This is a genomic window from Agrobacterium bohemicum (assembly GCF_001562555.1).
Lineage (GTDB): Bacteria > Pseudomonadota > Alphaproteobacteria > Rhizobiales > Rhizobiaceae > Agrobacterium > Agrobacterium bohemicum.
The window spans coordinates 145,103-165,429 of record NZ_KQ961029.1 but is presented as its reverse complement, the minus strand read 5'-3'; the positions used below and the strand labels follow the sequence as shown (position 1 = coordinate 165,429).

The following is a 20,327-nucleotide window of genomic DNA, read 5'->3' as shown; positions in this document are numbered from 1 at the left end:
GAATATTCGTTCTGTGGACGCGCGCTTTTTTTTACAGTAAGTCCGGTTAAACAGACGGTGTCGCCTCCCGTGTATCTCGTGCCGGACGGTGCCTTGAAAAGGTGGATACTGCATGGAGCGGCTGGCGGGCAAAATCATGTTGTGCAGTGGTTTTGGGAGAATATGTACCGCCTTTCTTGCTGGCGCTGTCGGTGCACTCGCTTTTCCGCCCTTCGGTTTTTTCGCGGCACTTTTCATCTCTTTTACGTTACTGGTCTGGTTGATCGACGGGACAACCGGAACCCCCGATGGGGGCGCGTGGTCGCGTGGTTGGAAAACATTCGTCATAGGCTGGCTGTTCGGCTTTGGTTATTTCGTGGCCGGGCTGTGGTGGCTTGGCAACGCATTGCTTCTGGAGGCGGATGAATTCGCTTGGGCCTTGCCACTGGCAATTTTCGGCCTTCCTGCATGTCTTGCCATTTTTTACGGCCTCGCCGTCATGCTGGCGAACCTGCTGTGGTCTGATGGTTGGGGACGCATTGCGGCTCTCGCAGCCTCCTTCGGTGTGATCGAATGGCTGCGCAGTTTCGTTCTGACCGGATTTCCATGGAATACGGTCGGCTCTGGTCTGATGCCGATACCCCCTATGATGCAAACATCCAATCTTATCGGCATTTTCGGAATGTCGATAATGGCCGTGTTCATCTTTTCCAGTCCAGCCTTGCTCGGTACAAAGAAAGGAATGATAGCAGGGCTGTCGATTGCAGCCGTGATGATGGCATTTCATTTCGGCTATGGTGCGTATCGTCTCCAGCAACCATTGTCGCCCCCAAACGACGCTCTGACCGTCAGAATCGTGCAGCCGGGGATCGACCAGTCTCGCAAGATGCTGAACGCCGATCGTGCGGAGATTTTCAAGGAGCATCTGCGTCTTTCGGCTTTGCCGACCCCCGAGGGGCAGAAACGTCCCGACATTATCGTCTGGCCGGAAACGTCAGTGCCGTTCATCCTGACGCAAAATCCCGATGCTCTCGAAGATATTGCGAAGACGCTTAAAGATGGGCAAATCCTTCTGACGGGCGCCGTGCGGATGGAAGATGCAGGTGCCGGAAATGCGCCACGCTACTATAATTCGGTCTATGCCATCGACAGCGAGGGGCAGATCATCGGCGCGACGGACAAGGTTCACCTCGTCCCGTTTGGCGAATATGTCCCGTTCGAAAATGTGCTGCGGCATCTCGGCATCGACAATCTGATCAGCCTGCCGGGAGGCTTTTCACCCGCAGCAACACGAGACGCCATCACATTGCCTTCAGGCAAAAAGCTGTACTCCTTCATCTGCTATGAAATCATTTTTCCGGGCGAGGTTCCCGCTGACATCTCGACCTCGACAGCCATCGTCAACGTTACGAATGACGGCTGGTTCGGTAATACGCCCGGTCCCTATCAGCACTTACAGCAGGCGCGAATACGCGCCGTGGAAACCGGTGTTCCAGTGATTCGCGCTGCCAACACGGGCATTTCGGCAATAATTGATCCTATGGGGCGAATTGTCGCAGGGCTGGATTACGGTCAAAAAGGGATAATTGATTCCACTTTAAGTGGATTGTCTACTGGTATCGTCACCGCAGATATGCGACAGATACACTTTTGGTTGTTCTTTGGATTATTGCTCGTGTGTGCAGTGATCGCTCGGATGGGTTTGATGAATCGGAAGAATTGACGAAAAACCCCTAAAATTGCATAGTGAACTTGCTCGGTTGCACAACGCACATGATATATTCCGTGCTGCGACACTCCTACAGTTCAGGATTGGTACAGGCGTGTAGTCGATAACCCCGAATAAAACGAATGTCAGGATCACAACAATGACAGAAAACAAGAAGAAGCCGAACCCGATTGACATTCATGTCGGGAGCCGTATCCGCCTCCGTCGTACCATGCTGGGCATGAGCCAGGAAAAACTGGGTGAGAGCCTCGGCATCACTTTCCAACAGATTCAAAAATACGAAAAAGGAACGAACCGCGTCGGCGCAAGCCGCCTGCAGAACATTTCCGGCATTTTGAATGTTCCCGTATCCTTCTTCTTCGAAGACGCGCCGGGCGACCACACAGTAAGTGCAACCGGCATGGCAGAAGCGTCCAGCTCCAACTATGTCGTAGACTTCCTGTCGTCATCCGAAGGTCTTCAGCTGAACAGGGCATTTGTCAAGATTAGCGACCCAAAAGTTCGCCGGCGTATTGTCGATCTGGTGAAGGCGCTCGCAGCAGAGGGCGACGCGGAATAATCCCGGCACTGCCTTTCCATCATCAAACGGTCCTTCGGGGCCGTTTTTTTTGCGTAAGGATGAGTTAGGATTTCTCATATAAAGATATATTTATGTCGTTGTGTCCTTGTTTTTCTCTGGCAAAATGACTAACAAACGCGAAGACAGTTTCTTTGAGGGGAATCCCGCATGCGTGCCAATTACCTGTTCACCAGCGAGTCTGTCGCTGAAGGTCACCCTGACAAGGTGTGTGACCGTATCTCCGATGAAATCGTTGATCTCATTTACCGTGAAGCTGCCAAGACTGGTGTCGACCCTTGGACTGTCCGCATTGCCTGCGAAACGCTTGCTACTACCAATCGCGTGATCATCGCTGGTGAAGTCCGCGTACCAGATACCCTGCTCAAGCAGGACAAGGACGGCAAGGTGTTGAAAGACGCAAGTGGCCATCCCATCATCAATCCCGCCAAGTTCAAGGCTGCTGCCCGCAAGGCAATCCGAGATATCGGTTACGAGCAGGATGGTTTCCACTGGAAGACGGCCAAGATCGACGTGTTGCTTCACCCGCAGTCTGCCGACATTGCGCAGGGCGTAGACAACGCCTCTGACAAGCAGGGCGACGAAGGCGCGGGCGACCAGGGCATCATGTTCGGTTATGCCTGCAAGGAAACACCGGACCTGATGCCGGCCCCGATCTATTATTCGCACCGTATTCTCCAGCTTCTGGCCACTGCGCGTAAAAGCGGTGAAGGCGAAGCTGCAAAGCTTGGCCCCGATGCCAAGAGCCAGGTTACAGTGCGTTACGTCGATGGAAAGGCCTCCGAAGCCGTCTCCATCGTTTTGTCCACGCAGCACCTTGATGCAAGCTGGGACTCCAAGAAAGTCCGTTCCGTCGTGGAGCCTTACATCCGTGAAGCACTCGGCGAGTTGAAGATCGCAGACGATTGCCAGTGGTACATCAACCCAACCGGCAAGTTCGTGATCGGTGGTCCTGATGGTGACGCTGGCCTGACCGGTCGTAAGATCATCGTGGACACCTATGGCGGTGCTGCCCCTCATGGCGGCGGCGCGTTTTCCGGCAAGGATACGACAAAGGTTGACCGTTCCGCTGCTTACGCGGCCCGCTATATCGCCAAGAATGTCGTCGCGGCAGGATTGGCAGAGCGTTGCACGATCCAGCTGTCCTACGCCATCGGCGTTGCGCAGCCATTGTCGGTCTATGTCGATTTCCACGAGACTGGCAAGCTGAGCGAAGACGAAGTCGAGGCCGCGATCCGCAAGGTCATCGATCTGTCGCCATCGGGCATTCGTCGTCATCTCGATCTTAACAAGCCGATCTATGCAAAAACGTCTTCTTATGGTCACTTCGGCCGCAAGGCTGGCCGTGACGGTTCGTTCTCCTGGGAGAAACTTGACCTCGTCAAGCCGCTGAAGGACGCCCTGAAAGCGGCATAAGACTTGTCAATCAGCGCTGATTGAGAGATACGGTCTGACATCATAACCCGTGCAGAGCCCTTGAAGGCACTGCACGGGTTAATCTATCTGGCTTGAGAGTACTGACATGACGGAAGAGCGGCGGTCACGCGCAACCGAGGCGTTTTTTGGCAGGCGGAAAGGCAAACCGCTGCGCAACCAGCAGGTCGATACGATTGAAAACCTTTTGCCCTTGCTTAAGGTCGATCTTGAGACGCCGCCGCCTAAAAACCTCGCGGCGCTTTTTCCCGCTGATGTGAAATCCATTCGCCTTGAAATCGGCTTTGGCGGTGGTGAGCATCTCATCCACCGTGCCTCCGAAAATCCGGCCACCGGCTTCTTCGGCGTCGAGCCCTTCGTCAATTCCATGGCGAAATTGCTGGGCAGCGTGCGCGAACGCGAATTGATGAACATCCGCCTCTATGACGACGATGCAACACAGTTGCTGGACTGGCTACCGGATGCGTGCATCGACCATATCGATCTGCTCTATCCTGATCCCTGGCCGAAGAAAAAGCACTGGAAGCGGCGCTTCGTGTCAGATGTCAATCTGGCGCGGTTTCACCGTGTGTTGAAGCCTGGAGCCAAGTTCTGCTTTGCCTCCGACATCGACACCTATGTTAACTGGACGCTTCAACATTGCGCCCACCACGGCGGATTTAAGTGGACTGCAGAAATCTCAGCAGACTGGTCGACACCTTTCGATACATGGCCGGGTACCCGATACGAGAACAAGGCGAAGCGTGAAGGTCGCAGTTCCGCCTATCTCACTTTCATCCGTACCTGATAATGGTTCAGACCTTTGCTTCCACTTCGGATGCAACAGGAATGGATGGCTGCGCACCTTCACGGGTGCAGGCCAGCGAACCGGCGACGGCTGCCCGGCGAAGCGCTAACTCGAAATCCAGACCGGCGTCGAGGCTTGCAGCCAGATAACCACAGAACGTATCGCCAGCGCCGACGGTATCGACAGGTTCGATTTTAAGGCCTGTGGCCTTAAAGAGCTTGCCGTTGCGGATAGCGATCACGCCCTCTGCACCCAGCGTGACGATAAAGGTCTGACCTGTCTCCCCATGGCGCGTCGAAAGCTCTGTTTCCCTCTGTTCTGGTGAAAGGCCGTTTTTTCCGATCAAAAGCTCGAATTCGGTTTCGTTGGCGATGACGATATCGGAAAGCCGTGAGAGGTGTTGAGCCTGTGATGTCAAAGGCGCCGTGTTGATGATCGTAGTGATACGTTTTGCCTTGGCTGCTTTCAGGGCGGCCTCGATGGCATCGGCTGGAATTTCCAATTGCAGCATCAGAATATCACCGGTCGCCATTTCAGAAACAGCACGCTCGGCATCCGCAACGTTGACTTCTCCATTGGCGGCGGGAATGACCGAGATCATGTTCTCGCCGCCCTCGCCGATAAGAATGACGGCGGTGCCTGTCGGCACGGCAACACTTTTCACCAAGGACAGATCGGTCCGCGCATCACGAAGAAGCGTCAGCGCGGGTGCGGCAAACGCGTCGTCACCCACGGCGCCTGCCATTTTCACGATCGCACCGGCACGTTTCGCGGCCAGCGCCTGGTTTGCTCCCTTGCCGCCAGCCGCTGTGGAAAAGGATTTTCCAGTGACCGTTTCGCCAGGCTTGGGCAGGCGCTCGGAGATGGCGACGAGATCCATGTTGATGGACCCAAAAACTGTGATCATGCGGGTGATTCCATAAAAGGGTAGCGATACAAAACAGAGCCGGACTTTGCCGGGTGGATCACTCGTCGTCAACCACTCGCAGTTTGGCGGCACCCGGGCGCCCGTCCGATATGCGGCGTAATTGCTCTGCCTCGGAGCGAGCAATTTCTTTTTGAGACAGCGAAAAATCCAGGCTCTCGATTTTTATCCCACGCGCCAGAACTTTTTCCGAGGAGGTCAGCATCATGTCCACGTCTTTTTGAGCCAGTCCGAAATGCGCCTGTAACTTGCGCGTTCTGTCATCGAGACGCCGTACATCGTCCATCAGCATCGCGACTTCGCCCTGAATAAGATGCGCCTGTTCGCGCATAAGCTGGTCTTTGAGAACCGACTGTATGACCTGAACGGAGAGCATCAACAGTGAAGGTGATACGATGACGACGCGGGACCGGTGTGCGCGCTGGACGAGATTTTCGAAGTGCTGGTGAATATCGGCAAAAATCGATTCTGACGGCACGAAGATGAAAGCAGTATCCTGCGTTTCGCCGGAGATCAGATACTTCTCGGCGACATCGCGAATATGCACCTCCATGTCGCGACGAAACTGCTGCGTGGCAGCGCGCTTTGCCTCCGGCGCATCGTCGGCTTTCAGCGCGTTCCAGGCTTCCAGGGGAAACTTGGCATCAATGACCAGTGGCGGCGCATTGTTCGGCATTCTGATGGTGCAATCAGGACGGAAACCGTTCGAAAGGGTCGGCTGCAAACTGTAGGAACCGGAAGGCAGGGCGTCGGCAATCAGCGCTTCCATGCGCGCCTGCCCGAAGGCTCCGCGTGTCTGTTTGTTGTTGAGGATGGCCTGCAAGCCTATCACATCCTTGGCCAGATCCTGAATATTGCCCTGTGCCGCATCGATGACAGCAAGCCGCTCCTGCAGCTTACTGAGATTTTCATGCGTCGAGCGTGTTTGCTCCGTCAAAGTGGTGCCGATGCGCTGTGACATGCCATCCAGTCGGTCGTTCAGCGTCTGGCTCATCTCGTTCTGGCGCGCACTCAATGTCTCAGTCATGGCGGCGATGCGACCATGCAGTTCCGATTGTGTTCTCAGAAGTTCGGTGATTTCGTCACGCGACTGATCGGGAACCGGCGGTTTACGCCACATGAAGGCAGCAGCCACCAGACACCCCGAAATGACGATGCAGAGAAGAGCGCCAACCGATATGTGGAGGCTGCCGAGACTGAAAGCTGTCGTACCAAGCGCATTGAGATCGATGTTCATAGCCAAATCTAACAGAATTCTTGCGATTCGTCAGATCAAAACAGGAACATTTCAAGGGCGTGAATGAGTCTCGTTTGGCCCTGCTCATGTCGCTAATATCGGCCTTTATTTTTTGTTTCCTCCAAAGATGAGATGCGTTATGGGGAAGCCATGACGATCAAACCTCTTATTATTTTGCCTGATCCTTTGCTGCGCCAGCAATCCAAGCCCATCGAACAGGTGGATGCCGAGATTACGCGTCTGGCCGATGACATGCTGGACACGATGTATGATGCGCCGGGCATTGGTCTCGCCGCAATTCAGATCGGCGTGGCGCGCCGCATGCTGGTGATCGATATCTCGCGCGAAGATGAAGACCGCAAGCCGGTCGTTTTCATCAACCCGGAAATCCTCAAAGTGTCGGACGATGTGTCTGTCTACGAGGAGGGCTGTCTGTCCATTCCCGACTACTACGCGGAAGTGGAGCGTCCTGCTGCACTGACAGTCGCCTATATCGACCGCGACGGTAAAAAGCAGACGGTGGAAGCCGATGGCCTTTTGGCTACCTGCCTGCAACATGAAATGGACCATCTGAACGGTGTTCTGTTCATCGACCACATTTCCCGCTTGAAACGGGATATGGTCATCAAGAAATTCACCAAGGCGGCCCGCGCAAAAATCTGATCTGACTGTCTTCTAGAGATTGTCGGATCGGGCGACGGGGCAGGGGGCGAGCATGGCACTGCGCATCATTTTCATGGGAACGCCGGAATTTTCGGTTCCCACGCTTCGCGCTCTGGTCGATGCGGGACACGAAATCGCCGCCGTTTATACGCAACCGCCTCGTCCAGGCGGTCGTCGCGGTCTAGATCTCCAGAAATCGCCTCTGCATCAGGCCGCCGAACTGCTCGGCATACCGGTTCTCACGCCTGTGAATTTCAAGGCTGAGGAAGACAGGGCGGAATTCAAAGACTTCAACGCAGATGTCGCCGTTGTCGTTGCCTATGGCCTGCTGTTGCCTGAAGCCATTTTGAACGGCACTCGTCTTGGCTGTTACAACGGTCACGCCTCACTGCTACCGCGCTGGCGCGGTGCCGCCCCCATTCAACGCGCCATCATGGCGGGCGATGCCGAGACCGGCATGATGGTCATGCAGATGGAAAAGGGGCTGGATACTGGCCCCGTTGCGCTGACCGCGTGTGTTGCCATCGGCGCTAATATGACGGCTGGCGAATTGCATGACAGCCTGATGCTGGCGGGTGCGCGGCTGATGCGCGAAGCGATGCTGAAGCTGGAAGATGGCGATCTGCCGCTGACACCGCAGGCGGAAGAAGGCGTTCTCTATGCCGCCAAGATCGACAAGGCCGAAACCCGCATCAATTTTTCCTGGTCCAGCCACGATGTGCACAATCACATTCGCGGCCTGTCACCGTTTCCCGGCGCATGGTTCGAAATGGAGATCGGCGGCAAGGCCGAGCGTGTGAAGGTGCTGGAGACCGAACTGGCGAGCGGCATGGGCGAGGCAGGGTCTGTTCTGGACGGTGATTTGACCATTGCCTGCGGCAGCGGTGCGGTGCGGCTGGTGCGTCTGCAAAAGGCAGGCGGCAAGCCGATGCTAGCGCAAGATTTTCTGCGCGGCACTCCCGTCGTTGTCGGAACGAGGCTCGGCTGATGCCACGCTTCCGCATGACCGTTGAATATGACGGTTCCCCCTATTTCGGCTGGCAGCTGCAGACCAATGGCCCTTCTGTGCAGGGTGCCCTGGAAGCTGCTGTGCTGTCATTGACCAAAGAGATCGTCAGCTTTCGCGGTGCAGGCCGCACCGATTCCGGAGTTCACGCCAAGGGTCAGGTCGTGCATGTCGATCTCGCACGCGCCTGGGAGCCTTACAAACTGCGCAACGCGCTGAACGCGCATCTGGCCATGGCTGGCGAGGCTGTCTCGGTTCTAAACGTGGAGGCTGTGACGGAGGATTTCGACGCACGATTTTCGGCGCTGCGCCGTCACTACCTCTATCGCATCATCTGCCGCAAATCGCGGCTGGCGCTGGAGCACAAGCGTGCCTGGTGGGTATCGAAAGACCTTGATCATGAGGCGATGCATGCCGCAGCCCAGATGCTGGTCGGACGGCATGATTTCACCACCTTCCGCTCCGTTCACTGCCAGGCCAACAGCCCGGTTAGAACGCTCGACCGGCTCGATGTGACACGAGATGGCGATCTGATCGAGATACGCGCGACGGCACAGAGCTTTCTGCACAATCAGATTCGCTCATTTGCCGGAACGCTGAAACTGGCAGGCGATGGTGGCATGACGGCAGAAGACGTGAAGGCGGCGCTTGAGGCGTGCGACCGCAAGGCCTGCGGGCCGGTCGCGCCGCCGGATGGGCTCTATTTCATGCAGGTCGACTATCCCGATGTGATACCGCCACGGCAACCCAGACCGGAGACGAAGAATGACGGGGTCTATCTGTCATAATTTTCGCTTGCGGCGCGTCGCGCAACAGGCTGGCCAGTATCAGTTGGGATAGACGCCGAGAAAGCGTTGCAGCACTTCCGACAGAATCATGCCGGGAATGAGCAACGTCATGACCAGCGCCGCGACAAGCAGTGGCTGTTCGCGGACAAAGAACTTCACGATACGGGAAAAGCTGAACACGAGCGTCAGCAGCAGCGAAAACCACAGGATCGCGATCAGTCCCTGCAAGGAGGGGACCAGCAGCGCTATGAGGATCAGAACGGCATAAGCATAGGAAAACGGCAGCGACAGCCAGTTTGCGACGACGACAAGGGCCGGAAACTTCTGTTTGGCACAAAATGACACCAGCAAAAGCCCGATCAGGATCAACGGCACCATCCAGCAGATGGCCTCGACCATGGCCAGCCGGACAAAGAACATGGCACCGGTGCCGACGTCCTTCGGCAAAACGGAAACATAAGCCTCATGCCACCAGTACCAAGACAGCGCCATGGACGGCAGGCACAAAAGCGCGGCATAAAATGACCGTGTCATTCCACGGTCGGTGAGGTCCAGCAAACGCCCACCAGCGGGATCACCGAGAAAGAGCAGCCAAAGGCCCCGCATATAAAGTGCTAGTTCGCTAAGCGATGGCATGGTCAAACCAGCGTTCTATGAAGGTCTCGTAGATGCGGGTCAGTGTTTCCAGGTCGGCCACGGCGACGCGCTCATCCACCATGTGCATGGTCTGGCCGACAAGGCCGAATTCCACTACTGGGCAATAGTCCTTGATGAAGCGGGCATCCGATGTGCCGCCGGTCGTGGACAGCTTCGGCTCGTTGCCAGTGACTTCAGCCACCGCACCAGACAGCGATGAGATCAGTGAGTTGTTGCGCGTCAGAAAGACGTGGGAGGGACGATCGGCCCAGACGAGGTCGTATTTAACCGGCGAACGATCTGGGCGCAACGCGCCGTCAGCAGCGGCCTCATCCAGTCGCCGGATGATCTCGTCGCGCAGCGTCTCTGCCGTCCATGTGTCGTTGAAACGGATGTTGAAGCTAGCCGTCGCTTTGGACGGGATGACATTCGTTGCTGCGTTACCGGTGTCGATGGTGGTGACTTCGAGGTTGGATGGCTGGAAATTATCTGTTCCAGTGTCGAAGGGCGGGTCCATCAGCGCGTGTGTAAGTTGCAACATTCCGCGAATGGGATTGTCGGCCAGATGCGGATAGGCGGCGTGGCCCTGCACGCCGTGGACCGTGATCCGACCCGACAAAGAGCCGCGGCGGCCGATTTTGATCATGTCACCCAACTGGTCCGGGTTGGTGGGTTCACCCACCACGCAGGCGTCCCATGTCTCGCCTTTGGCGGCAGCCCATTCCAGAAGCTTGGATGTGCCGTTGATGGACGGTCCTTCTTCATCGCCCGTGATCAGGAAAGACACCGAGCCCTGGGGCTTTCCATGCTTTTCGACATGGCGGGCGATGGCCGCAATAAAGCAGGCGATGCCGCCCTTCATATCGACGGCACCACGCCCGAACATTTCGCCACCGGCTATTTCAGCCGCAAAAGGCGGATGGCTCCACGTGGCCTCGTCACCGACAGGCACGACATCGGTGTGGCCAGCAAACATCAGGTGCGGGCCTTGTGTGCCGATGCGGGCGTAGAGGTTTTCGACGTCAGGTGTTCCCTCTTCCGTCGCCATCACACGGTCAACCTTGAAGCCGAGCGGTGTCAGCAGATTGTCCAGCAGCGAGAGCGCTCCACCTTCTGCTGGTGTCACCGAAGGGCAACGGATGAGGGCGGCAAGATTGGCGACGGGATCGGTGGCTTGCATGGGTCAGTCTACTTTATATCAGTCGCGCAGCAACTCGTTGATGCCGGTCTTGGAGCGGGTCTTCTCATCGACGGTCTTGACGATCACGGCGCAATAGAGGCTCGGGCCCATCTCGCCATTCGGGAACGGCTTGCCCGGCATGGTGCCGGCTACGACCACGGAGTAAGGCGGCACTTCGCCATAGGTGATCGAGCCGGTTGCGCGGTCTACGATCTTGGTGGACTTGCCGATGAAGACGCCCATGCCGAGAACGGCACCTTCGCGAATGATGCAGCCTTCCACGACTTCAGAGCGAGCGCCGATGAAGCAGTTGTCTTCGATGATGGTCGGGCCAGCCTGAAGCGGCTCCAGTACACCGCCGATGCCGACGCCGCCGGACAGATGCACGTTCTTGCCAATCTGCGCGCAGGAGCCAACGGTTGCCCATGTATCGACCATGGTGCCTTCATCGACGTACGCGCCAAGATTGACGAAGGACGGCATCAAGACAACGTTCTTGGCAACGTAAGCGGAACGGCGCACGACAGCGTTTGGCACGGCGCGAAAACCTGCAGCACGGAACTGGTTTTCACCCCAGTTCTCGAACTTGGAGGGCACTTTGTCCCACCATGTGGATTCGCCGGGACCGCCGGTGACGATCTCCATGTCATTGAGACGGAAAGACAGAAGAACGGCCTTCTTCAGCCACTGGTTCACGGTCCAGTTCCCATCGGACTGCTTTTCGGCCACGCGCACCTGGCCTGCGTCGAGCAGGTTCAGCGCAGTTTCGACGGCATCGCGAATTTCGCCTTTGGTCGATATGTTGACGCCGTCGCGATTATCGAATGCGGTTTCGATGATTGTTTCAAGGGAGCCAAGATCCGAGATGCTCATGAGAATTCCTTAAACTTCGCTGACTATCGTCACATAAAGGGAAATATCCGCACCGCTGGCCGGACATGGTCAATTGCTCTAAGCGAGTGTTTCAAGGGCGTCAATGTGATTTGGCGCATGCAGACGAAAGGCATGGACATGGCAAAACTGAAAAATGGCAAATTGCGGCGCAAGGACGGTGTCTGGGACCCTTTGAAATCCAGTTCCGCTGACAAGCAGCAGGCAGAAGGCCTGCCGAAAACCCCGCAATCAGCCTCGCCATCCTATCGTCTGGCCTATGCCGACACCGATTTTCTGTGTCGGGAAGAGTTGCGCCCCATTAGGTTGCAATTGGAACTGATGAAGCCGGAAATGATTCTGACCGAGCGAGGTATCAAATCCACTGTAGTTCTATTTGGCGGCGCTCGCATTCCCGAACCGGGTGGTGAGGCCTGGGCGGCGCGCAACGAGACGCAGAGAAAGAATCTTGAAGCTGCCTCTGTCTATTACGATGAAGCTCGCAAATTTGCCAAACTCTGCGCCATTGCGTCCGAAAAGTACGATCATCGCGAATATGTCGTGATGACGGGTGGTGGACCGGGTGTGATGGAGGCGGGCAATCGCGGCGCATCGGAAGCCGGTGCGCCGTCAATCGGCCTCAACATCCTGCTTCCGCACGAGCAGGCACCCAACCCGCATGTGACGCCGGAACTCAGCTTCAATTTTCACTATTTCGCTATCCGCAAAATGCATTTTCTGATGCGCGCCAAGGCCGTCGTCGTGTTCCCCGGCGGCTTCGGCACCATGGATGAGCTGTTTGAAACACTGACGCTGATTCAGACCAAGCGCATGGCGCCGATCCCGCTCATCCTGTTCGGTGAGGCTTTCTGGCGCTCCATCATCAATTTCGAAGCACTTGCCGATTTCGGTACGATTGCGCCTGACGATATGGAGCTGCTGCATTTCTGTGAGACGGCTGAGGATGCGTGGAAGGTAGTTGCCGATTTTTATGAATTGTAATGGAGTAAGGTCGCCGGTGAGGCGACCTTATAGTCCTTGATCAAATCCGTGCGAAGCGCTCCGTCAGAAGTGCAAAGAATCCATCCGCGTCCACATCGCGCATGACGCGGGCGTTGGGTTCGCGGCCTGTTACCTTCCACCAGTCGACAACCGTCATGCCGATGGTCAGTTCCGAGTTCACCTCGATCTCGACATTGCAATCGCGACCATCGAACAGGTCCGGTTTGATGAGATAGGCGATCACGGTCGGATCATGCAATGGGCCGCCATCGGACCCATATTTTTCCACGTCGAAGCGTTCGAAAAACTCCAGCATCTCCGCCATGGCGATGGCAGGGCGTGTACCGATATCGCGGATGGCGGCGACGCGGGCCTTGGTGGTCAAAAGCTTGTGCGTCACATCAAGCGGCATCATGACCAGCGGAATGCCAGAGCGAAAGACGATGTCTGCTGCGTGCGGATCGACGTAGATATTGAATTCGGCGGCAGGCGTGATGTTGCCACCTTCGAAGAAACCACCACCCATCAGCACCAGTTCCTTGACGCGCGGGGCAATATCGGGTGCCTTTTGCAAAGCGGTGGCAATATTCGTCAATGCGCCGAGTGTGCAAAGCGTTACAGTGCCTTCCGGCTCGCGGCGTATCGTCTCGATGATGAAGTCGATGGCATTTTGCGATTGTGCCTCAAGCACCGGCTCCGGCAAGGTCGGGCCATCCAGGCCGGTGCTGCCATGAACATGTTCAGCGGTGATGGGCGCGCGGACCAGCGGGCGCTCGCAGCCTTCATAGACGGGGATTTCTGTGCGATTGCAAAGTTCCAGCATGATGCGGATGTTGCGGCTGGTCAGCTTCAGCGGCACATTGCCGGCTACGGCACAAAGACCGAGAACTTCGATTTCATCCGGGCTCGCCAACGCCAGCATGATTGCGGCGGCGTCGTCTTGTCCGGGGTCGGTGTCGATAATGATTTTTCTGCGCTCGGCCATAGTCTTCCTGCTTTTGATAAGAGATGTCTTTTCAAGCCTGTTTCCAAAGCTTGTCAAGCAGGCGACAGTTGTGACTTTTTCACGGTGCGCCATGCTTGCGCTGCTGGCACCATATTCCCATATGGATTGATGCCGCCGTAAGCGGGGCAAATGATCGTCGCTTGGGTACAAGGACTGAAAGATATGAGCCGTATGACACCTTTTACCCATCCCCTGATGTTGGGTTTCGATGCCATGGAAAAAACGCTCGAACGGATGACCAAGGCAAATGATGGCTATCCGCCCTACAACATAGAGCGGTTGGCGGCAGAAGGCACTAGCCCGGAACGTTTGCGGATCACCATCGCTGTCGCAGGTTTTTCAGAAGATGATCTGGACGTCACGACGGCTGACAATCAATTGATTATTCGTGGACGTCAGCAGGAACAGGACGCGAAGGACTATTTGTATCGGGGCATTGCCGCGCGACAGTTCCAGCGGGTATTCGTGCTGGCAGACGGCATGCAGGTCAATGATGCACGTCTGCGCAACGGTCTGCTATCCATCGATCTCACCCGGCCTGAAATCTCTAACGTGGTGAAGAAAATTAACATTTCCGTTTCACAGTAGGATTCTGTACGCCAAGCGACTCGTAGCGGCATGGCGTCTCATAAATGGAGTCTGCCATATGCTGTTGAAAGAAGCGCATGCGAGTCTGACCAAGTCGCAACTGGCCCATATCGGGGCAGGCGAAGTCGGATATATCCGTAAAATGCGTGCCGAAGAAGTGAACCGTTGTTTTCCCGAAGCGCCCAATATCGATCCGACTCTGGATCTATGGGCTCTATTCGGCGCAGATGGAACGCCAATTCTTTTGACTGACAACCGTTCCAGCACATTTTTCAAAGCTGCCGAAGACGAATTGCGGACCATCAGCGTTCACTGAATGCCGTCAGCATGAAAACATCCATAAAGGCGTCCTCAGGGCGCCTTTTATATTTGGCTTACATCACGTCTTCAGGCGGTCTGCCGGGTCGGGCGTGATAGCGTGGGAACGTCCAGCCGAAGATCAGCGCTCCGCTTCTGATCGCAAAGGCGGTGAGAACGCCAGCAGCCGATGCGACAAGAATCGGCAGACCCAGCGCATGGACGGCCGTGAACACACAGGCGCCAGCAAGAGCGCAACTGACATAGACTTCAGGCCGCAGCAATACGGATGGTTCCCCAGCGAGAATATCGCGGAGCACGCCGCCGAATGTGGCTGTCATGGTGCCGGTGACGATGGCGACCGTGGGCGATCCGGTGACGGCAAGGCCTTTCGCTGCCCCCATCACGCAATAGGCCGAGAGACCGACGGCATCAAGCCAGATCAAAAGGCGATAGCGGGATTCCAGCAGGTGGGCCGTGAGATAGACGACTGCGGCAATGACCACGCAGACGAGAATATAGGTGGGGTTGACGACCCAGAAGACCGGCGCGCGGCCCAGCACGAGGTCGCGAAGCGTACCGCCACCGATGCCGGTCACCGCTGCGAAAAACAGAAAGCCGATGAAATCCAGCTGCTTGCGCGAGGCTGCGAGTGCGCCAGTCGCAGCAAAAACAGCAACGCCGGCATAATCGAGAAAAGCTAGAAGGGTCATGGGCAGGCGCTCCTCGAATATTCGCGCGGTCAGTGTGACGCAAGGACCGTCCGATATGATCCACCGCCTGATCAAAGCTGGCATGCCCAATGCAGTCGCATCCATAGCGTAAACAGACCTAAAGGAAAATGCCGTGAGAAGCCTTCTCTTCGTAACACTTCAAGCGCTGGTTTTTTTGGCCGTTCCGATGATGGCGCAGGCACAGCAGGAACTGGTAAGCGACCCTGAGATTTATGAAAAGGACCATTTTCGCAAGGAATGCAAAGTCGCCGAGTTCGGCGAGGGGTTCGTGACACGGCTTGATATCAATAATGACGGGCTGGTTGACGCCGTGACCAATCGCGGTGAACTGACCTGCGATGGGGAAAAGGCGCGCAGTTGCAATGACGATGGATGCCCCAACAATTTCTATGTGCAGGTAAAGGAGGGCGGCTATCTGATGATCGCCACGGCTACCATCTACAGCTACGATTTCGTTCAGCGTTTCGGAAACATGGTCTTCCAATTCAAGATGCATCCGCGCTTTTGCGACCGCACCGACAGTGAGCCATGCGTGATGACCGTGCGAGTCCGTGGCACGAAGTTCGTGACCATTTCCAGCAAGTAATCGTCAGCGCGGTTTGCTTCTGCCGATCGCAACCCTCCGATTGTACCGTCTCATGAGAGGATGCGGCATGAGAATGCTCGCAAGCGCAATGGCAAAGACGAGCAGACTCACGGTGAGAAGAGCTATTGTCGAATAGACTGTGGCCAGCACAGCCCCAAACATCGCCCCCGCAATCATGCCGAGCCAAGGTACCAGCTGGATCGTCCAATCCAGTTTTCGGTCACCCATTATAAAGCGCCCGATGCCGCGCCCGAAACGGGAAAGAGCGCCTGTGACATAAGTCAAGCCGATGGGCAGTCCCTCGACATGTTCAACGGCTGCATTGATCACGCCCATGGCAAAGACCACCAGATAGAAGGAGCCCGTCGCCATGCCCTCCATCTGTAAAAACGCGGCGAGTGCAAGCGCGAGGCCGACCGTGCAGAGAACGGTAAAGACCCGTCTTTCGAACCTGTTAGCAACAACGATGCCGATCGCATTGCCACCGACGAAAGTGAGGATTGCCAGCAAAAGCTTGGCGGCGTGGGTGTAATCACCAGCCTGAAGGGATAATGCCGCGCGTGTGGTGTTTCCCGTCATGAAGGACACGAAGTCTCCCGACATGGACAGGCCGATGGCATCCGTCATTCCAGCAACGAAAGAGAGCGTTGCAACGAGTGCAACACCAACTGCGGTGCGTCGTACTCGAATGATCTTTCGGCGTCTTTGTCTGGTCATGGTCATCTCGACATGAATTTTGAAGCATCATAACCACATGGCTGGAAACAATATTTTAATAGTGGGAAAATTCGGGTTCACCCATGCCATATGGCTAAGCGCAATGCAGGATGATATCAGGCCCATGATGAAATAGGACGAGCAAACATATGGCTGAAACCCACCGGGTTCAGGAAAAATCCCTGCACGAGCGCATCATGGGGGATGTCGAAGGCAGGATATTGTCCGGCGAATGGCCGCCCGGCCATCGTATTCCGTTCGAGCATGAACTGACGCTTGAATATGGCTGCTCACGCATGACCGTGAACAAGGCGCTGGGTGAGCTGGTCAAGAAAGGTTTGATCGAGCGCCGCCGCCGCTCAGGCAGTTTTGTCACCCAGCCGCACGGCCAGTCCGCTGTTCTTGAAATTCACGATATCCAGCGCGAAGTAGAGGCGCTTGGCCTCCTATACGATTACAAGCTCGATAATCGCGAACTGAGAAAAGCCAATGCAGAAGATCGGGTGAAGCTCGAAATTGCATCAAACGCTCAAGTCCTGGCGATTACGTGTCGCCATTTCACCAGCGATGTTCCCTTCTGCCTCGAAGAGCGTTTGATCAATGTTGCTTCCGTGCCGGAGGCGCGGGACGCGGATTTTTCTGCAGTTGGACCGGGGTCATGGTTGTTGCAGATGGTGCCGTGGAGGGCCGCCGAACACCGCATTCGCGCAATTTCAGCCGACCGGCGCGTGGCCGAGGCTCTCGCCATCCCCAATGGAACAGCCTGTCTGGTCATCGAGCGGCGAACCTGGAGTGGTCAGACCTACATCACCCAAGTCAAGGTCACTTACCCGGGTGATCGGCATGAACTCGTCGCGCATTTCCTGCCTTCATAGCGCGCATGCCCGCCCGCTACATGCTTGTTTCGTAAAAGAAGAGTTTACAGGGCATGTTTTGGTAATGTAATAGTTGTCAATCTTACTCAACTTTGCTAGCGGACTGCGCATCAAGCTGCGGCCGTAAATTTTGTGAGCGCAGGCACCAGCTGCAAGAGATCGGCGCATTGTTACGGAACTCCGGGATTATCAAGATGGCATTTGAAAAACACACCTCGAACCTGAATGCTTTGCCGTGCAAACGGCCTCGTTCCGCCACAATCATGCTGTCGCTTTTGGCCTGCCTTTATGCCGGTGCTGGCGTTGCGCAGACACAAACGCCTGAGACCGAGCCAGTTCCTTCAACCAGCCAGGCGCCAGTAACTGAGCCGGTCTCACCAGCGCAGACCTCGCCCGCTGCTCAGCCTCCGCAATCGCCAGAGCCAGCACCTGCGCCAGAGGCACCTGCTGCCCAACAGCCCGCGTCGGATATAACCACCCAGCCTCCTATCCAACCAACTCTGGAGCAACCGCCTGTGCAGCCTGCCGCCAGCGCCGGGCAACGCACGGATATTCCGCATAACCTGTCCCCATGGGGCATGTTCATGGCCGCCGATTGGGTCGTAAAAGGTGTCATGATCGGGTTGGCCTTCGCGTCTCTTGTGACATGGACCGTTTGGGTTGCGAAGTCGATCGAATTGGCAGGCGCTCGCATTCGTGCCGGTTCAACACTCAAGATCATTCACAAGGCCAAGACACTTTCTGAAGCTACCGAGGCTGCCGAAAAAAAAGGTGGTCCTGCCGCGTTGATGCTGCGTATGGCAACACATGAAATGAAATTATCGGACTCCATAGTGGAACACACCGATGGCGGCGGCATCAAGGAGCGTGTTTCTTCCGTTCTTGGACGCATCGAAACCCATGCGGGCCGCCGTATGTCCCGGGGAACCGGGGCTTTGGCAACAATCGGCTCCACATCACCGTTCGTCGGCCTGTTTGGCACGGTATGGGGCATCATGAACTCGTTTATCTCCATTTCGGAATCGCAGACCACCAATCTTGCAGTTGTGGCACCCGGTATTGCTGAAGCCTTGCTCGCAACTGCCATCGGTCTGGTTGCGGCTATTCCCGCAGTGGTGATCTACAACGTGTTTGCGCGCTCCATTACCGGTTATCGCCATCTGCTGGCCGATGTCGCAGCCGGTGTCGAACGTCTCGTCAGCCGCGATCTTGATTTTCGCCGCATTCCGCCGGGCAGTGCTGCGAAGCCTGCGGTCTCACTCGTGGGGCGCTGATCATGGCAGGTGGTATTCGTGAAGGTGCCGGAGACGAACTCTCCGAAAACCATGAGATCAATGTGACGCCTTTCATCGACGTCATGCTGGTTCTCCTCATCATTTTCATGGTGGCGGCTCCGCTGGCGACGGTGGATGTGAATGTCGATCTGCCCGCGTCCTCTGCAAAACCGGCGGAGCGTCCCGACGAGCCGCTTTACCTGACCGTCAAAGATGATTTGTCGCTCAATCTCGGCAATGATGCCGTGGCGCGTGAAGCGCTGGCGGCGCGTCTGGACGCCCGCACCGGCGGCAACAAGGAAACCCGTATCTTTCTTCGTGCCGATAAGGCGGTCGACTACGGCCACTTCATGGAAATCATGAACATGCTGCGCGACAGCGGATATCTCAAGATCGCACTTGTGGGCCTCGAAGGTGCGGCTGCTGCGAGCCAGACCGGAGCTGTTCCAGCAACTCAGTCATCAGGCGCGCCCGCGACCCCAGCTCCCATCGGAGTAGCCCCATGAGTGGAACCTCTTTTCCCCGTGCCGGACGCTCTCGGCTGGGAGAATTGGCGCTATGGACGACAGCGGCTGTGTTGACGGTGTGCGTCCATGCGGGCGCTGCTTACTATTTGATGCAGGAACAGCCAGAGCCAGTCGAAGATGGTGGACCGCCTGCAGCGATCATGATCGAACTTGCTGCCCTTCCTGAAGCGGTCAACACCGAAGAGACGGTGGAAGCCAACGATGTCGAGGATATTCAGGAAGTAAAAAGCGTCGTTCCTGACAAGGTGGAAGAAGTGGCGCCACCTGTAGAGCCACCGCAGCCACAGCCGGAACCCGTTACCGAGGAAACTCCGCCAGAGCCGGAACCTGCGCTAGAACCGCCACAGGAAATAACCGAGCCACTTCCTGAACCGTTGCCCGAGCGTGTGGAAGAGACGGACCCCGTTCAGGAGCAGCAGATGGCTGCGTTGGAAAATGTCGAAGTTCCGCTGCCGGTCATGCGTCCACCACCCACTCCCGTGGAAAAAAAGGTAGAAAAGAAGGACGAGCCTGAAAAGAAAAAAGTCGAACGTAAACAGACCGTCGCACCGGCCGCATCTCCCGCGAAGGATACGGCCAAGGTTGAAACGACACAGTCGGACCGCACGGCTGCAGCGAAAAACAGCTCGGGTCTGTTCTCATCTTCGGTATCGCCCGCCAAATGGAATTCGAGGGTCCGCTCTGCCGTATCTCGCCGCGTCTCCCGGGCTGGCTCCAAGGGTATGTCGGTGACGGTCGCTTTCAACGTGACCGATGGTGGTTCCATCGGTAGGGTGCGTGTCATCAATTCGACGGGTGATACGGCTGTGGACAGGAAAGTCGTAAGCTCCATCGAAAACGCATCCGTGGCGCAACCGCCACCGGGAGCGCAGACGTCCTTCCAGGTGAGAATAGAAATTCAGTGAGAATG

23 protein-coding genes are annotated in these 20,327 nt (G+C 56.3%); 15 read left to right on the top strand and 8 right to left on the bottom strand.

Annotated elements, in window-relative coordinates; all coding sequences use genetic code 11:
• Nucleotides 1–112 precede the first annotated feature (112 nt).
• The 4 genes from lnt to trmB all read left to right on the top strand — a co-directional run bounded on the left by lnt (nt 113) and on the right by trmB (nt 4,506).
• Nucleotides 113–1,702 carry an apolipoprotein N-acyltransferase gene (gene lnt, locus ATO67_RS12980; protein WP_067649541.1) on the top strand — a complete coding sequence of 530 codons (1,590 nt, stop codon included), beginning with the start codon at nt 113–115 and terminating at the stop codon, nt 1,700–1,702.
• A gap of 145 nt (nt 1,703–1,847) precedes the next feature.
• Nucleotides 1,848–2,267 carry a helix-turn-helix domain-containing protein gene (locus ATO67_RS12975; protein WP_067649539.1) on the top strand — a complete coding sequence of 140 codons (420 nt, stop codon included), beginning with the start codon at nt 1,848–1,850 and terminating at the stop codon, nt 2,265–2,267.
• Nucleotides 2,268–2,435: 168 nt separating this feature from the next.
• Nucleotides 2,436–3,701 (top strand): methionine adenosyltransferase, encoded by a 1,266-nt coding sequence (metK, locus tag ATO67_RS12970; protein WP_067649537.1) that lies wholly within the window; start codon nt 2,436–2,438, stop codon nt 3,699–3,701.
• Between the two features lie 106 nt (nt 3,702–3,807).
• Complete coding sequence (trmB, locus tag ATO67_RS12965) at nt 3,808–4,506, top strand: tRNA (guanine(46)-N(7))-methyltransferase TrmB (RefSeq protein WP_067649534.1); 699 nt, start codon at nt 3,808–3,810, stop codon at nt 4,504–4,506.
• Between the two features lie 7 nt (nt 4,507–4,513).
• On the opposite strand, the gene ATO67_RS12960 is transcribed toward trmB, so the two are convergent.
• Both ATO67_RS12960 and ATO67_RS12955 read right to left on the bottom strand, forming a co-directional pair.
• A complete protein-coding gene (locus ATO67_RS12960) occupies nt 4,514–5,413 on the bottom strand; it encodes a ribokinase (protein WP_067649532.1) in 900 nt (299 codons plus the stop codon).
• A 58-nt stretch (nt 5,414–5,471) separates the two neighbouring features.
• Nucleotides 5,472–6,674 carry a DNA recombination protein RmuC gene (locus ATO67_RS12955; RefSeq protein WP_425352205.1) on the bottom strand — a complete coding sequence of 401 codons (1,203 nt, stop codon included), beginning with the start codon at nt 6,672–6,674 and terminating at the stop codon, nt 5,472–5,474.
• A gap of 144 nt (nt 6,675–6,818) precedes the next feature.
• Between ATO67_RS12955 and def the strand changes: the two genes are divergently transcribed.
• From def to truA, 3 genes are read left to right on the top strand one after another with little or no spacing between them, the layout of a single operon-like run.
• Nucleotides 6,819–7,331, top strand: a complete 513-nt coding sequence (def, locus tag ATO67_RS12950) for a peptide deformylase (RefSeq protein WP_067649859.1) — start codon at nt 6,819–6,821, stop codon at nt 7,329–7,331.
• A 52-nt stretch (nt 7,332–7,383) separates the two neighbouring features.
• Nucleotides 7,384–8,319 carry a methionyl-tRNA formyltransferase gene (gene fmt / locus ATO67_RS12945; RefSeq protein ID WP_067649525.1) on the top strand — a complete coding sequence of 312 codons (936 nt, stop codon included), beginning with the start codon at nt 7,384–7,386 and terminating at the stop codon, nt 8,317–8,319.
• Entirely contained in the window at nt 8,319–9,125 is an 807-nt protein-coding gene (gene truA, locus ATO67_RS12940; RefSeq protein WP_067649522.1) for a tRNA pseudouridine(38-40) synthase TruA, read from the top strand. Before fmt ends, truA begins: the two co-directional genes overlap by 1 nt.
• Nucleotides 9,126–9,164: 39 nt before the next feature.
• Here the strand turns inward: truA and ATO67_RS12935 are convergent, their stop codons facing one another.
• From ATO67_RS12935 to dapD, 3 genes are read right to left on the bottom strand one after another with little or no spacing between them, the layout of a single operon-like run.
• On the bottom strand, nt 9,165–9,761 hold the full coding sequence (locus ATO67_RS12935) for a hypothetical protein (RefSeq protein ID WP_067649519.1): 597 nt from the start codon (nt 9,759–9,761) through the stop codon (nt 9,165–9,167).
• A complete protein-coding gene (dapE, locus tag ATO67_RS12930; RefSeq protein WP_067649516.1) occupies nt 9,748–10,941 on the bottom strand; it encodes a succinyl-diaminopimelate desuccinylase in 1,194 nt (397 codons plus the stop codon). Before dapE ends, ATO67_RS12935 begins: the two co-directional genes overlap by 14 nt.
• 18 nt (nt 10,942–10,959) lie before the next feature.
• Nucleotides 10,960–11,814 carry a 2,3,4,5-tetrahydropyridine-2,6-dicarboxylate N-succinyltransferase gene (dapD, locus tag ATO67_RS12925; protein WP_067649513.1) on the bottom strand — a complete coding sequence of 285 codons (855 nt, stop codon included), beginning with the start codon at nt 11,812–11,814 and terminating at the stop codon, nt 10,960–10,962.
• A gap of 138 nt (nt 11,815–11,952) precedes the next feature.
• Here dapD and ATO67_RS12920 point away from each other — a divergent pair, with 138 nt between their 5' ends.
• The gene (locus ATO67_RS12920) at nt 11,953–12,813 is read left to right on the top strand and encodes an LOG family protein (protein ID WP_067649857.1); all 861 of its coding nucleotides are present in this window, start codon (nt 11,953–11,955) and stop codon (nt 12,811–12,813) included.
• Nucleotides 12,814–12,853: 40 nt separating this feature from the next.
• On the opposite strand, the gene ATO67_RS12915 is transcribed toward ATO67_RS12920, so the two are convergent.
• Complete coding sequence (locus tag ATO67_RS12915; RefSeq protein WP_067649510.1) at nt 12,854–13,798, bottom strand: nucleoside hydrolase; 945 nt, start codon at nt 13,796–13,798, stop codon at nt 12,854–12,856.
• A gap of 183 nt (nt 13,799–13,981) precedes the next feature.
• On the opposite strand from ATO67_RS12915, the gene ATO67_RS12910 reads away from it, so the two are divergent.
• Together ATO67_RS12910 and ATO67_RS12905 are read left to right on the top strand one after the other, a co-directional pair.
• Nucleotides 13,982–14,407, top strand: a complete 426-nt coding sequence (locus ATO67_RS12910) for an Hsp20 family protein (RefSeq protein WP_067649508.1) — start codon at nt 13,982–13,984, stop codon at nt 14,405–14,407.
• A gap of 58 nt (nt 14,408–14,465) precedes the next feature.
• On the top strand, nt 14,466–14,723 hold the full coding sequence (locus ATO67_RS12905) for a BQ00720 family protein (protein WP_067649505.1): 258 nt from the start codon (nt 14,466–14,468) through the stop codon (nt 14,721–14,723).
• A gap of 58 nt (nt 14,724–14,781) precedes the next feature.
• On the opposite strand, the gene ATO67_RS12900 is transcribed toward ATO67_RS12905, so the two are convergent.
• Nucleotides 14,782–15,417 carry a trimeric intracellular cation channel family protein gene (locus ATO67_RS12900; RefSeq protein WP_067649502.1) on the bottom strand — a complete coding sequence of 212 codons (636 nt, stop codon included), beginning with the start codon at nt 15,415–15,417 and terminating at the stop codon, nt 14,782–14,784.
• Nucleotides 15,418–15,550: 133 nt separating this feature from the next.
• Between ATO67_RS12900 and ATO67_RS12895 the strand changes: the two genes are divergently transcribed.
• On the top strand, nt 15,551–16,024 hold the full coding sequence (locus tag ATO67_RS12895; protein ID WP_067649499.1) for a hypothetical protein: 474 nt from the start codon (nt 15,551–15,553) through the stop codon (nt 16,022–16,024).
• 3 nt (nt 16,025–16,027) lie between these two features.
• Here ATO67_RS12895 and ATO67_RS12890 read toward each other — a convergent pair whose 3' ends face one another.
• Complete coding sequence (locus tag ATO67_RS12890) at nt 16,028–16,741, bottom strand: YoaK family protein (protein ID WP_067649854.1); 714 nt, start codon at nt 16,739–16,741, stop codon at nt 16,028–16,030.
• A 149-nt stretch (nt 16,742–16,890) separates the two neighbouring features.
• On the opposite strand from ATO67_RS12890, the gene hutC reads away from it, so the two are divergent.
• From hutC to ATO67_RS12870, 4 genes are all read left to right on the top strand, one after another.
• A complete protein-coding gene (gene hutC, locus ATO67_RS12885; protein ID WP_067649496.1) occupies nt 16,891–17,616 on the top strand; it encodes a histidine utilization transcriptional repressor HutC in 726 nt (241 codons plus the stop codon).
• Between the two features lie 194 nt (nt 17,617–17,810).
• Entirely contained in the window at nt 17,811–18,890 is a 1,080-nt protein-coding gene (exbB, locus tag ATO67_RS12880; protein ID WP_067649493.1) for a tonB-system energizer ExbB, read from the top strand.
• 2 nt (nt 18,891–18,892) lie between these two features.
• Complete coding sequence (gene exbD / locus ATO67_RS12875; protein ID WP_067649490.1) at nt 18,893–19,396, top strand: TonB system transport protein ExbD; 504 nt, start codon at nt 18,893–18,895, stop codon at nt 19,394–19,396.
• Entirely contained in the window at nt 19,393–20,322 is a 930-nt protein-coding gene (locus ATO67_RS12870) for an energy transducer TonB family protein (RefSeq protein WP_067649487.1), read from the top strand. The genes exbD and ATO67_RS12870 overlap by 4 nt, the downstream gene beginning before the upstream one ends.
• The last annotated feature ends 5 nt before the right edge of the window (nt 20,323–20,327 follow it).

Coding starts and splice junctions, on each gene's coding strand:
- lnt (WP_067649541.1), top strand. CDS start 113: ATGGAGCGGCTGGCGGGCAAAATCATGTTGTGCAGTGGTTTTGGGAGA.
- ATO67_RS12975 (WP_067649539.1), top strand. CDS start 1,848: ATGACAGAAAACAAGAAGAAGCCGAACCCGATTGACATTCATGTCGGG.
- metK (WP_067649537.1), top strand. CDS start 2,436: ATGCGTGCCAATTACCTGTTCACCAGCGAGTCTGTCGCTGAAGGTCAC.
- trmB (WP_067649534.1), top strand. CDS start 3,808: ATGACGGAAGAGCGGCGGTCACGCGCAACCGAGGCGTTTTTTGGCAGG.
- ATO67_RS12960 (WP_067649532.1), bottom strand. CDS start 5,413: ATGATCACAGTTTTTGGGTCCATCAACATGGATCTCGTCGCCATCTCC.
- def (WP_067649859.1), top strand. CDS start 6,819: ATGACGATCAAACCTCTTATTATTTTGCCTGATCCTTTGCTGCGCCAG.
- fmt (WP_067649525.1), top strand. CDS start 7,384: ATGGCACTGCGCATCATTTTCATGGGAACGCCGGAATTTTCGGTTCCC.
- truA (WP_067649522.1), top strand. CDS start 8,319: ATGCCACGCTTCCGCATGACCGTTGAATATGACGGTTCCCCCTATTTC.
- ATO67_RS12935 (WP_067649519.1), bottom strand. CDS start 9,761: ATGCCATCGCTTAGCGAACTAGCACTTTATATGCGGGGCCTTTGGCTG.
- dapE (WP_067649516.1), bottom strand. CDS start 10,941: ATGCAAGCCACCGATCCCGTCGCCAATCTTGCCGCCCTCATCCGTTGC.
- dapD (WP_067649513.1), bottom strand. CDS start 11,814: ATGAGCATCTCGGATCTTGGCTCCCTTGAAACAATCATCGAAACCGCA.
- ATO67_RS12920 (WP_067649857.1), top strand. CDS start 11,953: ATGGCAAAACTGAAAAATGGCAAATTGCGGCGCAAGGACGGTGTCTGG.
- ATO67_RS12915 (WP_067649510.1), bottom strand. CDS start 13,798: ATGGCCGAGCGCAGAAAAATCATTATCGACACCGACCCCGGACAAGAC.
- ATO67_RS12910 (WP_067649508.1), top strand. CDS start 13,982: ATGAGCCGTATGACACCTTTTACCCATCCCCTGATGTTGGGTTTCGAT.
- ATO67_RS12905 (WP_067649505.1), top strand. CDS start 14,466: ATGCTGTTGAAAGAAGCGCATGCGAGTCTGACCAAGTCGCAACTGGCC.
- ATO67_RS12900 (WP_067649502.1), bottom strand. CDS start 15,417: ATGACCCTTCTAGCTTTTCTCGATTATGCCGGCGTTGCTGTTTTTGCT.
- ATO67_RS12890 (WP_067649854.1), bottom strand. CDS start 16,741: ATGACCAGACAAAGACGCCGAAAGATCATTCGAGTACGACGCACCGCA.
- hutC (WP_067649496.1), top strand. CDS start 16,891: ATGGCTGAAACCCACCGGGTTCAGGAAAAATCCCTGCACGAGCGCATC.
- exbB (WP_067649493.1), top strand. CDS start 17,811: ATGGCATTTGAAAAACACACCTCGAACCTGAATGCTTTGCCGTGCAAA.
- exbD (WP_067649490.1), top strand. CDS start 18,893: ATGGCAGGTGGTATTCGTGAAGGTGCCGGAGACGAACTCTCCGAAAAC.
- ATO67_RS12870 (WP_067649487.1), top strand. CDS start 19,393: ATGAGTGGAACCTCTTTTCCCCGTGCCGGACGCTCTCGGCTGGGAGAA.